The following is a 17,583-nucleotide window of genomic DNA, read 5'->3' on the forward strand; positions in this document are numbered from 1 at the left end:
TTGGCGTTGGGAACCAGCGCTACTGCCCAAGGAGGCAATGTAAGACCAAAACCGTATGGTCGCAAGTCCACTACGGTCAAGGCTGTTGCTGATGAATTGGGAAGCCCGCGCTCTATCGCTTTGCGATGAGCGTCGGGTAGTTCACAGAAATTACTCTTCTTGATTACTGGTAATCTTGGCAAGAAAGGGGGCAACAATTTTCATAGCTTCTTTATACCGTTCGTCGGTCACTCCGAGCCTAGTGGCCCAGATGGGTCGCTGCACAAAACTGCCGTTACGGGTTTCCCCGAAATTGCCCAACTGTTTCCGCCGAACGTTCTCCCGGCTGAGATTGACACCGACCATCCCAAGAGAATCCGCGCCCTGATTGTGGACAGCGCCAACCCCCTCGTCTCGGCGGCTGACACTAAAGCTTATCGCCAAGCGTTCGAGAAACTGGAATTGTTGGTAGTCATCGACGTAGCCATGACAGAAACGGCTCGCGCAGCCCACTACGTGCTTCCAGCTTCCTCCCAGTTTGAGAAATGGGAAGCAAGTTTCTTCAACTTGGACTTTCCCACGAATGCTTTCCATTTACGACCGCCGCTGTTACCTCCCCTTGCGGACACGTTGCCCGAACCCGAAATTTATCGTCGTCTTGCCCTAGCCGTGGGGGTGATTCCGGAACGATTTCCCCTGCTGGAAGCAGCTGCCCGCCTGCATCGAAAATGGCCCAGGTTGGGGATTTATTACGGGGCGCTGCTTGTGGCGATCGCATTACAACCGCAGCTTAAGCTAATACTACCCTTTGTCTTGCAAGATTCTCTGGGAAAAACGCTCCCCGATGGGGCTGCTTGCACTGCACCCTTCTGGGGTGCCAGTCACCTGTACGTCAAACGTCACGCTGCTGCGGTAGCGCGCACGGGCTTGAAGGGACGCGGATTGGCACTGGCTGAGGTGCTGTTTGAGCGGATAATCAACCAACCCAGCGGGACGCTGCTAAGCGTTCATCGCTACGAGGATACCTGGTCGTTTATCTGCCACAAAGATGGTCGGGTGCATCTGTTCGTCCCCCAGATGGTTGAGGCACTCCAAGCATTGGGCGAGCAGCTGTGCGATGACTCAAAAGACTACCCTCTGATCCTGATAGCTGGGGAACGGCGTGCCTATAATGCCAATACTATCTATCGCGATCCGCGCTGGAGAAGAGATGACCCGGAAGGGGCTTTGCACATTCACCCCTCTGATGCCCAGCGATTTGGACTGCATGATGGTGAATACGCCATCTGCTCTTCGTCGCGGGGTGGCGTGACGGTGCGGGTTCAGTTTTGCGACAGCCTCCGTGCGGGTGTGGTGAGCTTGCCACATGGTTATGGTCTTGATTATCCGAATGAATTTGGCTCAAGCACAAGCTATGGCCCGTTAATTAACCTGCTCACGGATGCGAAACACTGCGATCCGATCAGCGCTACACCGTTTCATAAGTACGTGCCTGTGCGTTTGACGCCTGCTCCTTTTCACTCCAATGCCTAGATGGTCGGTACAGTAATCCAAGCCATCTCAACCTCCGGGGTACTCCCGCCACAGTGCGTTAGTACTTGGCGGTGATGGGGGATAGGAGCGTTGATTGAATGGGTTCGATGCCCGTTCAATCAACCGGAGAATCTTGCTTCTCCACGTAGGCTTTGAGTTGGTCAACCGTGACCCCGCCACACGATGCGACGAAATAAGCTCCACTCCAGAACACAGGCTTTTTGTAGAGCGCGTTGATTTCCAGAGCAAATTCCTTGCGAATTAATCGACTTGAAACCGTTTTGAGGTTATTCACCAGCTTGCTCACTTCGACATCTGGCGGATAGCTAATCAACAGATGAACGTGATTGTCTTCGCCGTTGAAGTCGGTTAGGGTACTTCGCCACTTCTGGCAGGTTGCAGCAAAGATTTCATGCAGGCGGGTTAACATCGCTCGATCAATGACCTTTTTACGATATTTGGTCACAAGCACTAAGTGTATATTGAGGTCGTAAACGTTTCTGTAGCCCTTTTTTAGAGTCATGGCGCTAAATGCTATACTAGACCCTATGCTACTCACCTATCAGTACAAACTCAACCCGACCGACAGCCAGGTTTTGACCCTTGAGACTTGGGGTGAGTTGCTGCGTCGTCATTGGAACTATGCGCTGGGTCAGAGACTCGATTGGCTGAACCGAACTCGATGCCCGATTGACCGTTGTAGCCTTGTTTCTGAGCCAATCGGGGAGATTCCAGAGAAAGTTGATTACTACTTGCAAGCATCAGAGTTACGTCAAACAAAAGAACTGTTTCCTGAATACAAACAGATTTATGCGGACTGTCAGCAGCAGAATTTGATGCGACTGGACAAGGCTTGGAAACGTTGGTTAACGCCTGATAAGAACGGGAAACGTGGCGGTAGACCCCGATTTAAGAAGCGCGGCGATATGAACTCATTCACCTTCCCACGTGTGAATTGTCCTCTCATCCGGAGCGCATCTACTTGGTAATCGCTTGAAACTATCCAGGATTGGTGAAATTGAGGTAATTTTGCATCGCCCAATCCCCGATGGTTTCACGCTCAAACAAGCCACGATTCTGTATAAGGCAGATGGCTGGTATGTCAGTCTCTCACTGGAAGATGGAACGGTTCCTGAACCAATCCCTATCGATGAAATCAAAGCATCGGTCGGGATTGATGTCGGACTAGAAAAGTTTCTCACGACTTCGGATGGACAGTGCATCTCAGTTCCTCGGTTCTATCGCAATGGACAAGCAAAATTAGCGCGTCAACAGCGCAAACTATCCCGTCAGCAAAAAGGCTCGAAAAACTATGCCAAACAAGCGAATAAAGTTGCAAAACAGCATTTGCACGTTGCTCGTCAGCGCCAAGAGTTTCATTACCAAGTGGCTCACTGGCTCTGTGCGGCGTATGACCTGATTTCGTTTGAAAACTTGAACATCAAAGGACTCGCCAGAACCCGACTGGCGAAATCGATTCTGGATGTCGCTTGGGGCGCGTTCCTCAACATTCTGCAAGCAGTAGCGGTCAAACGCGGCAAGCAAACCGTTGAAGTCGATGCCAAGCGAACCAGTATCGAGTGTTCTGGATGTGGGATACGTGTTGAAAAAGTGCTGTCTGACCGGGTTCATAGATGTCCGAACTGTGGATTAGTAATTGACCGGGATTGGAATGCGGCGATAAACATTTTGAGTCGAGGATTAAGGACGGTTGGACTACCGTTCTCTGGCTGTGGAGGCTTAGAGGTTGCTCAGCCTGTGAAGCAGCAAATTCTAATTGCGAGATTGGAAGCCCCCGCTACACCGCGCAAAGCGGTTAGCGGTGGGAGTTGTCACCCTTAGTAGATGATGCGCTGACGCGCAAACCGCGCAAGTGCATATCCATCCACTTGAGCAGCCATTATTTACCAAGTTTTCCCTAAGTTCAAACAAACTTTTCACCAACAGCAAATAAAAACATGGATGCCCCACTCCGATCGAGAACCTGCTCAACTCATCGACACCCTAAAAATCCTCCCCACACATTGGCGTATTGTGCCTGTTAATAGCAACAAACAACCACTGGGATACTCTTGGCAAAACCATCCTTTTTCGCCAGAACAAATGATTGATTGCCTCGCGCACCGAGATTATGTTTCAGTATTGGGAGCTGATAACACGCCCTACGATGTCACGCCTACTGGAATTGGACTATTGTGCGGTCAAACATCGAAAGAATTCTTACTAGCAATAGATGTAGACGGAACCAGTGCAATGGCTTTTGTCGAAGAATTATCTCGCGGCAATGGACTCCCTCTAACTGTCGCCTTCACCTCCGGCAGATCGGGCAGAGCGCAGTATATATTCTCCCTACCAAACAGACAATTTAAGTCCCGCAAAATTGTGACTGCTCCAGGTGAAGCTCTCGAACTTCGTGGAGAAGGACATCAATCCGTTCTGCCACCCTCACCTCATCCTATCACCGGGTTCTACCGCTGGCTCAACAGACCGGATGAAACAGATGTTGCTCGCGCACCCAATTGGGTAATTAACTTACTTGAACACCCCCTTTCACCACCTCAAAAATCAAAGCGTATTCCTACCCCACGCCCATTACCTCGTACCTCACCAGCTTCAACTTGTGCAACAACTATCGAAAAAGCAAGACTTCTACTAGAAGTCATTCACCCCCGCTACGCAGACAACTACGAATCGTGGATTTTTATCGGCATGGCGCTCAAATACATCAGCGATTCTCTGCTGCCTGACTGGGATACCTGGAGCCAACTAAGCAGTAAATATTGCCCCGGTGAATGCGAGTATAAATGGGCAAGTTTTCGGGGGTTTGGTATCACCGACCGTACTCTTTACCACTTTGCACACCACTCTTAAATCATGGAAACAGACCGCAATTCTTACAATCTAAATGATGACCAAGTTCGCTACGAATTTCTCATTCTGAACTACGAGCTAATTGCTGCTATTGCTTGGAAAGGCTATCTAGAAGAGGGCAGAGGTTGCGTCGTCATCGACAACAGTTCCAACCAGGAAACGCGGGAAAATCTTAATCTAAAGTTCTACAGGCTTTTAGATACCGTTCCAGGTTTTTACCTGGGAGAAAAAAGTACTAACTTTCAAGCCTTAATGCACGGAAAATGGCCTGATGCCGAAACCAGCCGCCGCGTAGCAGAATACGATCCCGAATGCAAAGTGCTGGTATTTGTTTGGTTCGCAGGAGAAAAAGGCGATTTTCTGATCCAGGGTGTTTCTGTCCCTCAACTGCCACCACCGCTGTGCTACCAGAGACTTCTGCCTCGCCTTGCCGAATTCCAACTAATAGCCGACCGTTGACTTTAAAACTTGGGAAAAGATTGGCGCTGACGCGCTGCCAATGTGCAATAACCCTTCTCGTCGGTTAGACTGACACCAACTGACATCAAAATTCGTGCCGACTTATGGTTAGCATTGAATAGTCAACCCGAACTTTTGATGAAGGTCATCACGTTCTCCACAACTGAAACTCATCTGATAGAAGGTTTTAAGCAGAGCAAGTATCTGGAGGGCGAAGACTATTTAATAGCTGACTTGAAAACTGCCTGGGAGCAAGCTTATTTCCAGCATATTGAAGAGAAAAAACGCTCTGAAGGACTATACGGTTTCAAGGTAAACACGCGGGTGGTGCAATCAATTCCCAAGCAATACGTCAAACCAAAAAAATATCCTTACGATTATTTATTTTGCTTCGTCGTTGACCTTGAACCAAAAGCTGAAAAACCTGCGCTTGTTCACTGGGATAATGTTGACTCTCCCACATTCTCTAATCAAGAAGAGATCAACTTGTTTTCCATCTGCCCTATTGAGCAAGTCAAAATCTCAAATCAGGTTTGCTACCAAATCAGTACGGATGAAAAATTTTACCGCGCTTTCGTAGGTTTCTCCAGTAAAAAAGTTGCTCGTTCTTGGTGGCGACACATTAAACGAGAACTAGGATACCTCAGCCAATTAGTTGAATTACCACCAGCCGAGAATCCAACCGGGTGCAAATACAACTATATTGCTACCGATTGGCAACAGAAAACCCTGAAAGCCAGGTTGCGGCATCTTCAAATTGTCGCCAGTTGGGACTTAACAAAAGTGAAAGACAAACAGAACAAAATTTGAGCATTTTGCTCGTTTAACAGATGCGTGAATTGCAAGAAGCGCTCTATGAATTTAACTGCCAACCGCCTACGCTCCTGGTATTCCAGTGTCGTTAGATCTGACACAGACGGCTTCTATTGCGACCATCTAGCTGTCTGTCTTCTTCTCGAAATTTGTGCTGCTCAAATAGAAAATAATGGCTCCCCTATCTTAACCAGCTTTGACGAGCTAGCTCTTGCTCTCAAAGCTCCTGCCTATGAAATTAAGCATTCGTTAGAACTCTTACATGAGTTGGGTTTAATTTCGATTTCCTATCCACACGAGCCAGAACTGCTTCTGGCTGGAGCGATTTACATTTATCTGAGCGAAAGGGAAATTTCATATCTGTCAGATAAAACTCCAACAATTGACCGAAGCGGATACATTTATGTAATAGGTTTTGGTCAAAGCAATTTCTACAAAATTGGACGCACGAATAACCTCAAAAAACGAATCTCTACTTTACAGACCGCCTGTGCGTTGCCTTTAGAAGTTGTTAAAACTTTCTTTTGTCATGACGTTGTGGCTATCGAAAAAGCCACTCATGCTAAATTTGCTCACTTCAGAACAAAAGGTGAATGGTTTAGTCTCGATTTTAAACAACTCAACCGGATCTTAAATTGGCTAGAGGTGTGTCGCCATTAATAGCTCCCTGTAATTAGTCAAATCAAAAATTAATGAAATCTCCAGATATTGACCTAGAAAACCAATACAGTTTTGAGCGAAATACTCTCGTCATCCATATTCAAATTTTGCCTAAAACTGAAAATGACCAGCCGCCACATTATGGAAGCTCGCTTTTCTTCTCAAGACAATTTGGAAGAATCTGGCTTCAAAATATATGGAGTTATCGGCAGAATTTTTACCAAACCAGCTTTGCGATTGAGAGTGGGAATTTACCATCGTTTATTTTGGGAAATTCCCGCTGATTGGGTTTTTGAGATGCCACCTCAAATTTTCGATGCACTTTCATCAGATGATGGACTCTTCTTACCATAACGCTATTCCTATCCTCCTAGCTCCTCACAAACAAATCCAATTTATTCAAGTTGGGTGTGGGGGGACTGGAGGATTTTTAGCACCTATGCTGGCTCGGTTGATTTTTGCCTTAGAAAAAGTTGGAATTAATGCTTCTGGGATTTTGGTAGATTTTGATAATGTGGAAACAGTTAACGTTCCCCGACAGAACTTCTGCGAAGCTGATATTAGCTTCAATAAAGCTGATGTTTTGGCAACGCGGTACAATCTAGCTTACGGAATCAAACTAGGTGCTATCGCGTCCCCTTTTAATGCCACAATAGTCAAACGGCAATACTCCAAACTCATCATTGTAATTGGGTGCGTTGACAACGCCACTGCAAGGAGCGAACTCGCCAAATCTTTGGAGCCTGACTTCTATTATGACTCCTCGCAACTTCCCCAAGTTTGGTGGCTCGATTGTGGCAATTTTGGCGAAGGAATTCCAGCCGGACAAGTCTTACTTGGCAGCACCAACCAGTTTGACCCCCAAAAAGCCTTTAATAACCCCACAAATCCCAACTTCTGTATCAATCTTCCTTCCCCTATTCTCCAACATCCAGAACTGCTTGTTTCGCAACCAGAAGAATTATCCACGCCTCACATTTGTTGTGCAGAAATAGCAAAAAGAAATGCACAAAGTCTCTTCATTAATCAACGAGTCGCGGCTGAAGCTATTGAGATGCTGTCTCAGCTAGTATTAACCAAAACCTTGCGGCGCTTCGCTACATATTTTCATTGCGGCAGTGGGAGTACTCGCTCTCGCTATTGTTCAAAAGAAACTCTTTTGTCTTTTTCACCAAATCAGTCAGGTATCGCTCGCTCGTGATTTGAGGTTTTTTTTCTGACAATTCAAAATTAAGAGCGCTGACGCGCCCATCTTTGTAGTAATGTTTCGGATTTTATTGCCACTAGAAATGAGCCACTTTTCCTCAGTCAAAACCACGCTTTCACATCGAGAATCCCTGCTAGCTGGACTCCAAACAATTTTGGAAACAATAGGGATTACTCCCTCGATTGAGAGCCACGATTCCCCTGTAGATCTGATCAACGCTTATGACCGAAATAATCAACAACAAGCCGAAATTATTATCCGTCGTCAGCATCTACAGGGCTTATTAGACCTTGGCTTTCGCTGGAACGCCGAACAAAACTGTTACTCAGCCGTCATTGATGCTTGGGATTTCTCCAGAAATCTTCTAGGAAAGCATTTTGAAACAGTCGAAAATTTCCTGGAAGAATTACAAATTGCACATAACACGGCTTTTATCAACATCCTGTATCCTGAAGATCTTTGGTCACGGGAAACCGTCACCGCAGAGGACGGAACTATTACCACTACGCTGACCCAAAAAACTGACGTTTACGCTTAAATCATGTCTCAACCAATCCAAATCAAAATTACTCAAAGCAAAGGACAACCTCTAAAGGTTGAAGTCTTCAATATGATCGGTGAAAGCTGCACCGAACTCACTGCACCTCTCCACCAACTAGGTGTAACGCAAACTCAGTTGAAGGATGAATATTTTGAGGAACCTATTCCAGTTAAACCGACAACTGATATCAACCTCTAGCTTGCCTTGTATGTAGAGGAGAATCAACCCAAAAACTCTACTTGGAGTGGTCTGAAAACAGACCACTCCCTTTGCCATTTTTGTAAATAACAATGTTTAACACCTCACAACTTACTCTGCTGTTCAAAGCCGGAATTGCTACGATTACTATCGACACCCCAGCGGCTTCCGAACCCGCGCTAGTCGAGAAAATTGTCATCGATTTACAAGAACGCTACAGAACGATACTCCAATGGGATTGTGGCAATCAATTTCTATAGAAACATTTTCCAACATAGAAGAAGGCGCTCTCAACCCGCAATTTGGTGAAATTCGATTGCTTTCTATAGCAATTCCAATTAAGTGCGGCGTTAAGGTGCTGCTGATTGATTTAGGATTTTTGCCACCAGAGCGAGAACGCATTTACCAACAGCTTATTTACCTGGGTTTTTGGGAACTTTTGAGCGAAAGATTAGCCAATCACACTGTGGAAATAGTTGGACATTCCTTGGAGTTTGAGCAACAATGGATGCTGGCAAAATATGGCTACAAAATGCGATGTATTCGCGATACTAAGTTGATGAGTCAGGTATATTGGGCAGGTTTAGATCCTTGGCTGGATAAAGTCAACAATAAACCGCATTCTTTAGCTTCTGTTTGTTTGCTTCTTGGCATTGAAATAGACAAAACCGAACAAAAATCAGACTGGGGTTGGGGAGACTTGGGTTCTGGACAATTGAGTAACAATCAGCTTAATTATGCAGCTTATGACTCTGAAGTTGTCTTGACCGTACACCAACGCCTTGAATACTTACTTAAAGAGATTAAAGTTTGGGACACCTACATGGCAGAATGTGCCGCCAGTCCTGCTTTTGCACAAATGGCTCATTATGGAATGCCTGTGAATGAAATGGTGTTAATTAATGTAATCCAGCAGTATGAAGCAGCTCATCAGGATTTGGTGAACAAATTGGGAGCAACGTTTCCGCTTGCAGTTTCCTATCTCTATTCAACCAAGGAACTGCCAAAGCTAATTAATGCCAAATTCAAGCTAAAACTCAAACAAGTTAATGCTGAAACTTTAAGTAAGTATTGGGAGGTGCCAGAACTCAGGTTAATTTCGGTGATTAAGACGACTAAAACCTATCTGGATTACTTGCATAATCTACTAGAAGCGTTGAGAGATGGATATGTGCGAGGGAGTTATAATCAAATCAATCGCGCCGCTTTTGGACGGAGTAGTTGCCAAAATCCAAATCTTCAGAATCCACCGAATCCGAGCAATTTTCCTCCCGAACTAGAAGCTTATAATTTGCCACCTATCAGGACGGTGTTTGTGGCACATTCTGGTACTAAGTTGATTGTTTCTGACCTCTCCAAAGCTCATACCAGGATAGCCTGTGAAGCATCTGGCGATGCAGAGTTAATCAAGCGATTAAACTCAGAAAGCCAAGAAATATTCTGTACTATTGCAACCGCTATAGCACAAATCCAACAACTTGGATCAAACTGGACTGAAGATAATATCCGCATCTGGATACTAGACAAATCTCATCCTAACCACAAGACTGCTGCTTTGCTACGATCTGTTAGTAAGAATGTCCATTATGGCTGTCTAAATCTTCAGGGTTTCAAAACACTTCAAAAGACAATTAGAACTGGGAGCAATATTAACCTAACAGATCGAGAAGCCAAAACTAGCCAAGAAGGATGGAAGCAAACCTACAAGGGTGTAGCCAAATTTCAACGCCAAATTATTAAAGAGGCTAACGATACCCTTCCTCCTGTTTTGGGGATATCAGAAATTTCCCAACGGACAAAGTTTGGACTAGGCTATGTGCGTAGTCTCACAGGGCGTGGTGTGTTTCTTCCTAAGTATCCTCAACTCGTTGGAGAGCGTAAGTTACTTGGGGTAAAAGGTCCAGACGCGACGGCGGCTTTCTGGACAATGGCGGAAGCTGACATTATTAAGATGGCTTTGGGCAATATTATCTCCGTCTTTGACCAACACCCTGGTTGGCAAGCGCACATTGGGAATATGGCGCATGATGAAGTGGATGCGATCGCTAATTCCGATCGTGCCCTAGATGTGGCTGCTGCGATCCAAAGTTCGATGCAAATTGCAATGAGGCAATTCATCCGCAGTATTCCTGTGGATGAGGGTGAGTCAAAATTAAGTTTAATTTGTCACTCTTGGGCAGAGAAGTAAGGAAAAAAATACCTGGCATTCGTCAGGTATTTTTTCCCAAAAATAGCAGATGAGTATTATCAATGACAGAAAAATCCATTCAACAAAGATGAGTTAATACGTTCGTTTCAGTCTACAGGTAGCGTCAAGGTCAGAAGTTGCAACGGAAATCAATTGCACGTTATTATTTGGCGCAGATAAATTCTGGTTATCGATCTGAGTAATTTGACAGTTTTCTAATCAAAGAAACCCGCCAAAATTCAAGCTTTATGCTAACCCGCACCCGGCGGTTTTTTATTGCTTGCACATCGCACAAACATTTCAACTCACCACACGCGCATTTAATCTAATTATGACCAATCCTCGTCCTCTTGGCGAACGAGAACTCGCCTTAATTGACCTTTATGTCAATTGCTTTCCCGAACTTTCTCCCCAAGATTTTTATGCCAAATGGGCTGTCAGTTACGAACAAATTGGCTACATCTGTTGGCGCGACCCTACAACTGTCCGACGTTGGTTTGCTAAAGGTCGCAGCTATCGCGCTCCTAATACCTGCGACTTGCATCATTTAGCTTTAATGGACTTCCTGTTAGATCGCTACGAGGAAATTCCAACTTTCCTTCTCGACTTACTTTGTCCTGCAAGCCGAGAGAACAGCGATCTAGAAAATCAAACCATATAACCCCTATTTGCGTCAAGGGTCAACGTCTCTGTCTTTTAGAAGCTGTTGTTCAGTAGGGTGTCAAGTTACGAAATAATCAATCACCTGTTTCCTTATGAATTCCCAGAGTACCTATTCACCTGTTAGCCATCTCAATTGTCGCAATTGGACTATTGTACTGGCTTTACCTAATGCTCAAAACCGCATTATTGCTCGATTTCGTAATCGACAAGATGCTGAGGATTCTGCCAGATTTTTGCGTCGTTCCGTGCCAGAGGCCAAGTTTGAAGTTGTTTTCGATGCTCCCGCTTTTGAAACCTCTCAACCATAAAAAAAAATGAGATTATCTGATTGGTTTGTACCACCTATTTGGGTTACCTGCCCAGACGAAGGACTGAGAATTAGAATTGCTATCGAACCTGAACTGTCAGGAACTGTTACCGATGGTGAGCAACTCCCAACTCTTACTCGCTTCCAAAAATTCGGCACTAGCCTTGCGAATGGTGACTACATAGAAGGAGTTGCCGCCGTCACAACTGAAGCAGGTTTAATCATCGGGATTCACCGCAAACTGTACGTTACCTGGATCGCCCCTGCACTTGACCAGGCGCTGAACTTTAGTCGGTATTTTATCACGATCTTGGCACTGCCAGTGACAATGGCTTCTCCTCCCAGCCACTATCCGGCTGCTGTCAATTTATTACAAACACAACGCTTTAGCAATCCATCCGACCTGCAACTGGGAACTCAATAGTCAACCATTTATCTACTATTGAGCTGAGAACCAGTTCATACAGTCTGGTAATAAAATAGTCGAGAGTCGATCTAATATTGACTATCGACTATTTACTCCTTTAAAGCTTGGTAGAAGCATCTCTTACGACCTAACTACTCGCATCCTATTGAACAATTGATAACCAAATATTTTTTGACTATTTAGTCAGGTTCGTTTAGACTGAAATAGTAAAATAACTATCAACTATTGAAATCTCAAAATTATGGCTAAGCCAATTTTCGCGATGCAGGACATGCCCAATGCTTTACATTGATATCTTCTTAACCTGCCACAATGCCATTCTCAACGGCATCTTAATAACTCGTCAGAGTAGAAGAGACAAAGAATACCACTTTCAAGACTGGTTTAGTGCCAGACTCGCCAGCTTGCAAGCCACCATTTCCTTTAACTTCGAGCAACCAGGCAGAAACACCTATCCTGACTTCAGAATTATCCAAAATCCTGAAGGTTATGAAATTAAAGGCTTGGAATATCCAGGTCGATATAAAGATTACGACAGCAACAGCCAAGTTCCCAGAGGCTTTCACAATGGCATCACAGTATTTTACGTCTTTGGAAGATATCCAAAGAATGCCGATTCCCAGTATCCAATACACGATTTAGTAATCTGCCACGGTGATTTTCTAAATGCCGACCGCAGTTATATTCATAAAAACAAAAGTTTTAGAGGGTTTGGCAGTTACGGCGACATTTTAATTAGAGACAGGAAAATGTATGTTGCACCGACGCCATTTGGCTTATTGAATGGCGTGGAAGCCCAGGTAACGCTGATACTGCCAGCCGATTATCAACTGGATAATCGGTTAGTTCCTGTTGGTCAATTTAGCAGAATTGAAGTTGAGCAAGCGGTAGTTGGTTATTCCTTTGATATGCAAACCAACACCATCGTGCCTCAATTTGTGACAAATCCTTCAGCTAATACCGTGCATAATTTCATCGCTTACCGCCCTGCAATTCTACAGAGTATCAATGCTTTAGGCCCAACCGTTAATCTCAAATCTAATCTTGAGCAAGAACAAGTAATGCAACAAGCTGAAGAAGACGATTCACAGGAATAAGTAGCTGAAAAAATCAATGAAATCTTTACAGAATAAATTAACAACTCTAACTGATATTGTTTCCGATTCCGCTCTCTCCATAACCGGAAATAAATCAGATGAAAGAAAAGCTATAGAAGATGATAGCTTTCCCTTTGAACAACTGAGCGTAATCGCCGAATTAGAAAGCTGGCGCAAGGAAATCAACCGACCCATCTATTATATCCATAAATGGTGGGCTAGACGACTTGGTTCGGTATTTCGCGCTATTATCCTTTCTACTTTTGCTCCTCAAGGTGCCGATATCCTCAGTTTATTTTATCAACCCTGTAACTTAAAGGGAGCCAAAGTTTTTGACCCATTTATGGGAAGTGGCACGACTATTGGGGAAGCGAGCAAACTTGGCGCAACAGCAATTGGGCGCGATATTAACCCTGTAGCCTATTTCCTGGTAAAAAATGCCTTAATTAAAAAAGACAGGCAGCAGATTGTAGAAACCTTTGAAAACATCAAAAAAGCTGTATCTACTCGTATTCAATCCTATTACACAACCATTTTAGACAATGGAGAACCTGCTACGGTTCTTTACTATTTCTGGGTGAAATACTTGCCTTGTCCTGCGTGCAACCGTGAGGTTGATTTATTTTCATCGTATATCTTCTCAAAGCACGCCTACCCCAATAAATTCCCCCAAGCTCAAGTTGTCTGTCCAGAATGCGGAAATATCAACGCAGTTCATTATGCTTCTCGTAGCGTCACTTGTACTAGCTGTCAGTTCGTTTTTAACCCACAAGTGGCTGCTGTTAAAGGTCAGAAAGCAACTTGTAATCATTGCAACCATACCTTTTCAATTGTTAAGGCAGTACAGAAGGTTGGCAAGCCACCAGCGCACCGAATGTACGCTAAGTTAGTGCTGCATCTAGATGGTTCAAAGCAGTATTTACCGATTAACCAGTATGACCAAAACTTGTATGAAAAGGCTTTAAGGGAATTAAGTCTCCGCTCAAATGCTTACCCAGTTGTTGCGATAGAACCGGGTTACAATACCGACCAGGTACTGAATTATTGTTATCGCTATTGGCATGAAATGTTTAACTCACGCCAGTTATTGTGTTTGAGTATATTAGCAGAAGAAATCAATAAAATTGATGACGAAATCATTCGAGACTTATTTATCTGCCTTTTTTCTGGAACTCTCGAATTTAATAATACGTTCGCTTCGTTTAAAGGCGAGGGGACAGGAGCCGTGCGTCATATGTTTTCTCATCATATTCTAAAACCAGAACGCACGCCATTAGAGGCGAATCTCTGGGGAACCCCTAAAAGTTCTGGTTCGTTTTCAACGCTGTTTGAAAGCCGAATTTTGAAGGCGATAGATTACTGCTCTCAACCGTTTGAAATTAAGCCAGTCCAGAAAAAAGGAAAAGTTGAAACCCAAAAAGTTTATGGTTTATCGCCTGCTATTAGTTGCCAAATAGCAGAGCGTTATGATTCACTAAGTGAATTGAAACCAATTTATCTTGATTGTGGAGATTCAGCGGTAACAGATATAGCGACAGAAAGTATTGATGCGGTTATAACTGACCCACCGTTTTTCGATAACGTTCGCTATTCGGAACTAGCAGATTTCTTTTACGTTTGGCAGCGTTATCTAGCTTCAGATAAGGTTGCCTGTAATGAAACTACGCGCCATCCTAACGAAGTTCAATCGGAGGAAGTCTCAATTTTTACTGAACGTTTGCAACGGGTGTTTTCTGAGTGTCACCGGGTTTTAAAGTCGGAGGGGTTGATGGTGTTTACATATCACCATTCAAAAGCAGATGGATGGCAGGCGATTTTAACTGCTTTAGTCCAGGCGGGTTTTGCAATTGTTGCCACTCATCCTATTAAGTCGGAAATGTCTGTGGCGACTCCAAAAAGCCAAGCTAAAGAACCAATTGATATTGATGCGATCGCTGTTTGCCGGAAAAGAGAGAAAGTCGAGCTAAAAGACCATCTTACAACTGCTTTGTCGTCAGCTGGAAGGAATACCGTTAATCAAGTTCAACGGTTTAATCTTTATCAGAGACGTTTAAGTAGGAATGATGTGCTGGTTGTTTATATGGCACAACTTCTAAAACCGCTGTCAGTACATCCGCAGATGGAAATAGCTATAGACTGGCTTGAGGCGAGACGCAGCGAAATTGAGCAGTATGTTGAGGATATATATAATCAACAAAGTTTTACTCATTCGCTCTAACCGACGACGGGTAACCCTGCCAAAGCCATCGCCACTTCCTCTGCACTGTACTCAGTATCTACCAGTTTTCCTGCCTGATAGTCTATGTACGCCTGCATATCAAAGTGTCCATGACCGCAAAGATTAAACAAAATTACCTTGCTCTCTCCAGACTCTTTGCATTTTAATGCCTCATCAATCGCAGCCTTAACCGCATGGTTGGCTTCTGGAGCGGGAATAATCCCTTCGACGCGAGCAAAAGTCAATCCGGCAGCGAAACAACCCAACTGATATTCCGAACGAGGTTGTGCCAGTCCCAAGTTAACCACATGACTAACGAGGGGAGCCATCCCGTGATATCGCAAGCCACCTGCATGAATGCCTTCCGGTACAAACGTACTGCCCAAGGTGTGCATCTTTACCAGCGGCGTCAGGTGAGCCGTATCGCCGAAATCATAGGCATACTTACCACGAGTCAGGGAAGGACAGGCAGCGGGTTCCACGGCAATAATCTCAACATCTCGCTCACCCCGTAGCTTTGCACCCAGAAACGGAAAGGCAATTCCGGCAAAGTTGCTACCCCCACCCGTACAGCCAACGACAATATCTGGATAATCTCCTGCCATTTCCATCTGTGCTAAGGCTTCCTGTCCAATTACCGTCTGGTGCAGCAAAACGTGGTTGAGAACGCTGCCCAAAGCATACTTGCTCCCCTCATCAGAGGCGGCAACTTCTACCGCTTCACTGATAGCAATGCCCAGGCTTCCTGTACTGTGGGGATTTGCGGCTAGAATTGAGCGTCCCGCTTGGGTTTCTTCGCTGGGACTGGCAACGACTCTAGCGCCATAAGCTTCCATCAAAGCTCGACGGTAAGGCTTTTGGTTATAGCTGACCTTTACCATATACACCAGCACTTCCAGCCCAAACAGCGCCCCGGCAAACGCAAGTGAGGAACCCCACTGTCCGGCTCCAGTTTCCGTGGTCAGTCGCTTTACACCTGCTTGTTTGTTATAGTACGCCTGGGCAACGGCTGTATTCGGTTTGTGGCTTCCGGCAGGGCTGACGCCTTCGTATTTATAGTAAATCTTGGCAGGGGTATCGAGGGCTTTCTCCAGTCGGCGTGCGCGATAAAGCGGTGTCGGTCGCCATTGACGGTAGATGGACTGCACCTCATCGGGAATCTCAATCCAACGCTCTTGGCTCACTTCCTGTTCAATTAGGCTCGTGGGAAAAAGGGGAGCCAAATCATCGGGAGTAATCGGTTGCCCGGTACCCGGATGGAGAACGGGAGGTAGAGGCGCGGACAAATCTGCCTGAATATTATACCAGGCAGTGGGCATTTTGTCTTCTGACAGCAGGTACTTGATGTCCATTCCAGTTTCTAGAGAAAGTAGCGGCAGTTTGGGTTGAGGATTCTATTGTCGCCGATCGCTGCTCTTGTAGATAGAATTGAGTGCAGCATTGCTGTGAGTGTTACCCAATCCCTACCAGGGTAAAACCTCTCCATTGCTATGCCAAAAAGTACCTGTATGTTAACTAGAAAATTATCACACAAAGCCTCATCTATTCATGTTTCCATCTGTGGCAATTGCCGATTAATTCTGTCTGGAGTATTGATTCAAACCCATAGCACCGGAGAAATTTGATAGTAATGTTGAAGTAACCTATAAAGTTCTGGATGCCGTCTGAGCAATTGCTGCGGTTTTTCAAAGAAAGTTTCAGTTACAACCGCAAAAAATTCTGCTGGATTCGTCGCTCCATAACTATCGATTACAGTCTTTTTTCCTTGTTGAACATCGTGACCAAGGCGGAGATATTCTTGGGTCATTACATCAGCCCAGATCCCATAGTCTGAATTTTGCTGCAAAACGGGAACTCCGTCCGCCTTCCCATCTTCTTGATCCAATTGATGAGAAAATTCATGCAGCACCACATTATGTCCATCTCTCCAGTTAAAAGTGTCCTGTTTAACCTGTTCCCAAGCAAGTATCACCTGGTCATTCATCCAGGATTCCCCCAGTCTTGCCACCAATCTTTCTTCAATTACACGATCTTGAGTATAAGTTGTTTCATGAACTAAATAAGCACTAGGATAAACCAAAATCGAACGAAGTTTCTGAAAGTAGCTTGCTCGCTCGTTAAGCAGGAGCAGACAAGCAACAGCAGCAATGGTAACTTTCATTTCCTCCGTCACCTGCAATCCTCTACAGCCAATAAATTGTTTTTCTGCTAAAAATACTTGAATCGCTCCCTGAAGTCGTTTCCGTTCTTTGGGAGAAAGACGGGTGTAAATCGGCAGATTAATCTCAATGATGGCGTTCCATAGAGGTGGGAAAGGACGAGCTTTCAATCGGTTTCTTCGCCGTTGTACTAGGATAGGAATGACGAAAATACCCGTAATAATTAATCCAATAATCAGGCAGACAATAATTGCGGCAATCAT

19 protein-coding genes and 1 pseudogene are annotated in these 17,583 nt (G+C 44.9%); 17 read left to right on the forward strand and 3 right to left on the reverse strand.

Features of this window, described 5'->3' with window-relative positions; genetic code table 11:
* Positions 1–159: 159 nt before the first annotated feature.
* A complete protein-coding gene (locus MiSe_RS12670) occupies positions 160–1,512 on the forward strand; it encodes a molybdopterin dinucleotide binding domain-containing protein (protein WP_226579643.1) in 1,353 nt (450 codons plus the stop codon).
* Between the two features lie 115 nt (positions 1,513–1,627).
* Here the strand turns inward: MiSe_RS12670 and tnpA are convergent, their stop codons facing one another.
* Positions 1,628–2,035, reverse strand: a complete 408-nt coding sequence (gene tnpA / locus MiSe_RS12675; RefSeq protein ID WP_373872785.1) for an IS200/IS605 family transposase — start codon at positions 2,033–2,035, stop codon at positions 1,628–1,630.
* 25 nt (positions 2,036–2,060) lie between these two features.
* Here tnpA and MiSe_RS12680 point away from each other — a divergent pair.
* The 16 genes and pseudogenes from MiSe_RS12680 to MiSe_RS12755 all read left to right on the forward strand — a co-directional run bounded on the left by MiSe_RS12680 (position 2,061) and on the right by MiSe_RS12755 (position 15,161).
* Positions 2,061–3,354: pseudogene (locus MiSe_RS12680) on the forward strand (RNA-guided endonuclease InsQ/TnpB family protein).
* A gap of 120 nt (positions 3,355–3,474) precedes the next feature.
* Entirely contained in the window at positions 3,475–4,383 is a 909-nt protein-coding gene (locus MiSe_RS12685; protein WP_226579646.1) for a bifunctional DNA primase/polymerase, read from the forward strand.
* 3 nt (positions 4,384–4,386) lie between these two features.
* Positions 4,387–4,842 (forward strand): hypothetical protein, encoded by a 456-nt coding sequence (locus MiSe_RS12690; protein ID WP_226579649.1) that lies wholly within the window; start codon positions 4,387–4,389, stop codon positions 4,840–4,842.
* A 114-nt stretch (positions 4,843–4,956) separates the two neighbouring features.
* Positions 4,957–5,652, forward strand: a complete 696-nt coding sequence (locus MiSe_RS12695) for a hypothetical protein (protein WP_226579652.1) — start codon at positions 4,957–4,959, stop codon at positions 5,650–5,652.
* A 45-nt stretch (positions 5,653–5,697) separates the two neighbouring features.
* Positions 5,698–6,315 carry a GIY-YIG nuclease family protein gene (locus MiSe_RS12700; protein WP_226579654.1) on the forward strand — a complete coding sequence of 206 codons (618 nt, stop codon included), beginning with the start codon at positions 5,698–5,700 and terminating at the stop codon, positions 6,313–6,315.
* A 123-nt stretch (positions 6,316–6,438) separates the two neighbouring features.
* Positions 6,439–6,669, forward strand: a complete 231-nt coding sequence (locus MiSe_RS12705) for a hypothetical protein (protein ID WP_226579657.1) — start codon at positions 6,439–6,441, stop codon at positions 6,667–6,669.
* A complete protein-coding gene (locus MiSe_RS12710; protein ID WP_226579660.1) occupies positions 6,647–7,516 on the forward strand; it encodes a ThiF family adenylyltransferase in 870 nt (289 codons plus the stop codon). The genes MiSe_RS12705 and MiSe_RS12710 overlap by 23 nt, the downstream gene beginning before the upstream one ends.
* A gap of 61 nt (positions 7,517–7,577) precedes the next feature.
* Positions 7,578–8,060, forward strand: coding sequence for a DUF1257 domain-containing protein (locus MiSe_RS12715; protein WP_226579661.1), 483 nt, complete (start codon positions 7,578–7,580; stop codon positions 8,058–8,060).
* A 3-nt stretch (positions 8,061–8,063) separates the two neighbouring features.
* Complete coding sequence (locus MiSe_RS12720; RefSeq protein WP_226579663.1) at positions 8,064–8,261, forward strand: DUF2997 domain-containing protein; 198 nt, start codon at positions 8,064–8,066, stop codon at positions 8,259–8,261.
* 92 nt (positions 8,262–8,353) lie between these two features.
* Positions 8,354–8,521 carry a hypothetical protein gene (locus MiSe_RS12725; RefSeq protein WP_226579665.1) on the forward strand — a complete coding sequence of 56 codons (168 nt, stop codon included), beginning with the start codon at positions 8,354–8,356 and terminating at the stop codon, positions 8,519–8,521.
* On the forward strand, positions 8,494–10,449 hold the full coding sequence (locus MiSe_RS12730) for a DNA polymerase (RefSeq protein ID WP_226579667.1): 1,956 nt from the start codon (positions 8,494–8,496) through the stop codon (positions 10,447–10,449). Before MiSe_RS12725 ends, MiSe_RS12730 begins: the two co-directional genes overlap by 28 nt.
* A gap of 331 nt (positions 10,450–10,780) precedes the next feature.
* Positions 10,781–11,110, forward strand: coding sequence for a helix-turn-helix domain-containing protein (locus MiSe_RS12735; protein ID WP_226579669.1), 330 nt, complete (start codon positions 10,781–10,783; stop codon positions 11,108–11,110).
* Between the two features lie 94 nt (positions 11,111–11,204).
* Positions 11,205–11,420 (forward strand): hypothetical protein, encoded by a 216-nt coding sequence (locus tag MiSe_RS12740; protein ID WP_226579672.1) that lies wholly within the window; start codon positions 11,205–11,207, stop codon positions 11,418–11,420.
* Between the two features lie 6 nt (positions 11,421–11,426).
* Positions 11,427–11,843 carry a hypothetical protein gene (locus MiSe_RS12745; protein WP_226579675.1) on the forward strand — a complete coding sequence of 139 codons (417 nt, stop codon included), beginning with the start codon at positions 11,427–11,429 and terminating at the stop codon, positions 11,841–11,843.
* Between the two features lie 281 nt (positions 11,844–12,124).
* Complete coding sequence (locus MiSe_RS12750) at positions 12,125–12,943, forward strand: hypothetical protein (protein ID WP_226579678.1); 819 nt, start codon at positions 12,125–12,127, stop codon at positions 12,941–12,943.
* A 16-nt stretch (positions 12,944–12,959) separates the two neighbouring features.
* Entirely contained in the window at positions 12,960–15,161 is a 2,202-nt protein-coding gene (locus MiSe_RS12755) for a DNA methyltransferase (RefSeq protein WP_226579681.1), read from the forward strand.
* On the opposite strand, the gene MiSe_RS12760 is transcribed toward MiSe_RS12755, so the two are convergent.
* Both MiSe_RS12760 and MiSe_RS12765 read right to left on the reverse strand, forming a co-directional pair.
* Positions 15,158–16,513, reverse strand: coding sequence for a TrpB-like pyridoxal phosphate-dependent enzyme (locus MiSe_RS12760; protein ID WP_226579684.1), 1,356 nt, complete (start codon positions 16,511–16,513; stop codon positions 15,158–15,160). The two genes, MiSe_RS12755 and MiSe_RS12760, sit on opposite strands and share 4 nt — an antisense overlap.
* Before the next feature lie 245 nt (positions 16,514–16,758).
* Positions 16,759–17,583 (reverse strand): M90 family metallopeptidase, encoded by an 825-nt coding sequence (locus MiSe_RS12765; RefSeq protein ID WP_226579687.1) that lies wholly within the window; start codon positions 17,581–17,583, stop codon positions 16,759–16,761.

It is taken from the genome of Microseira wollei NIES-4236 (assembly GCF_020521235.1).
Classification (GTDB): Bacteria; Cyanobacteriota; Cyanobacteriia; order Cyanobacteriales; family Aerosakkonemataceae; genus Microseira; species Microseira wollei.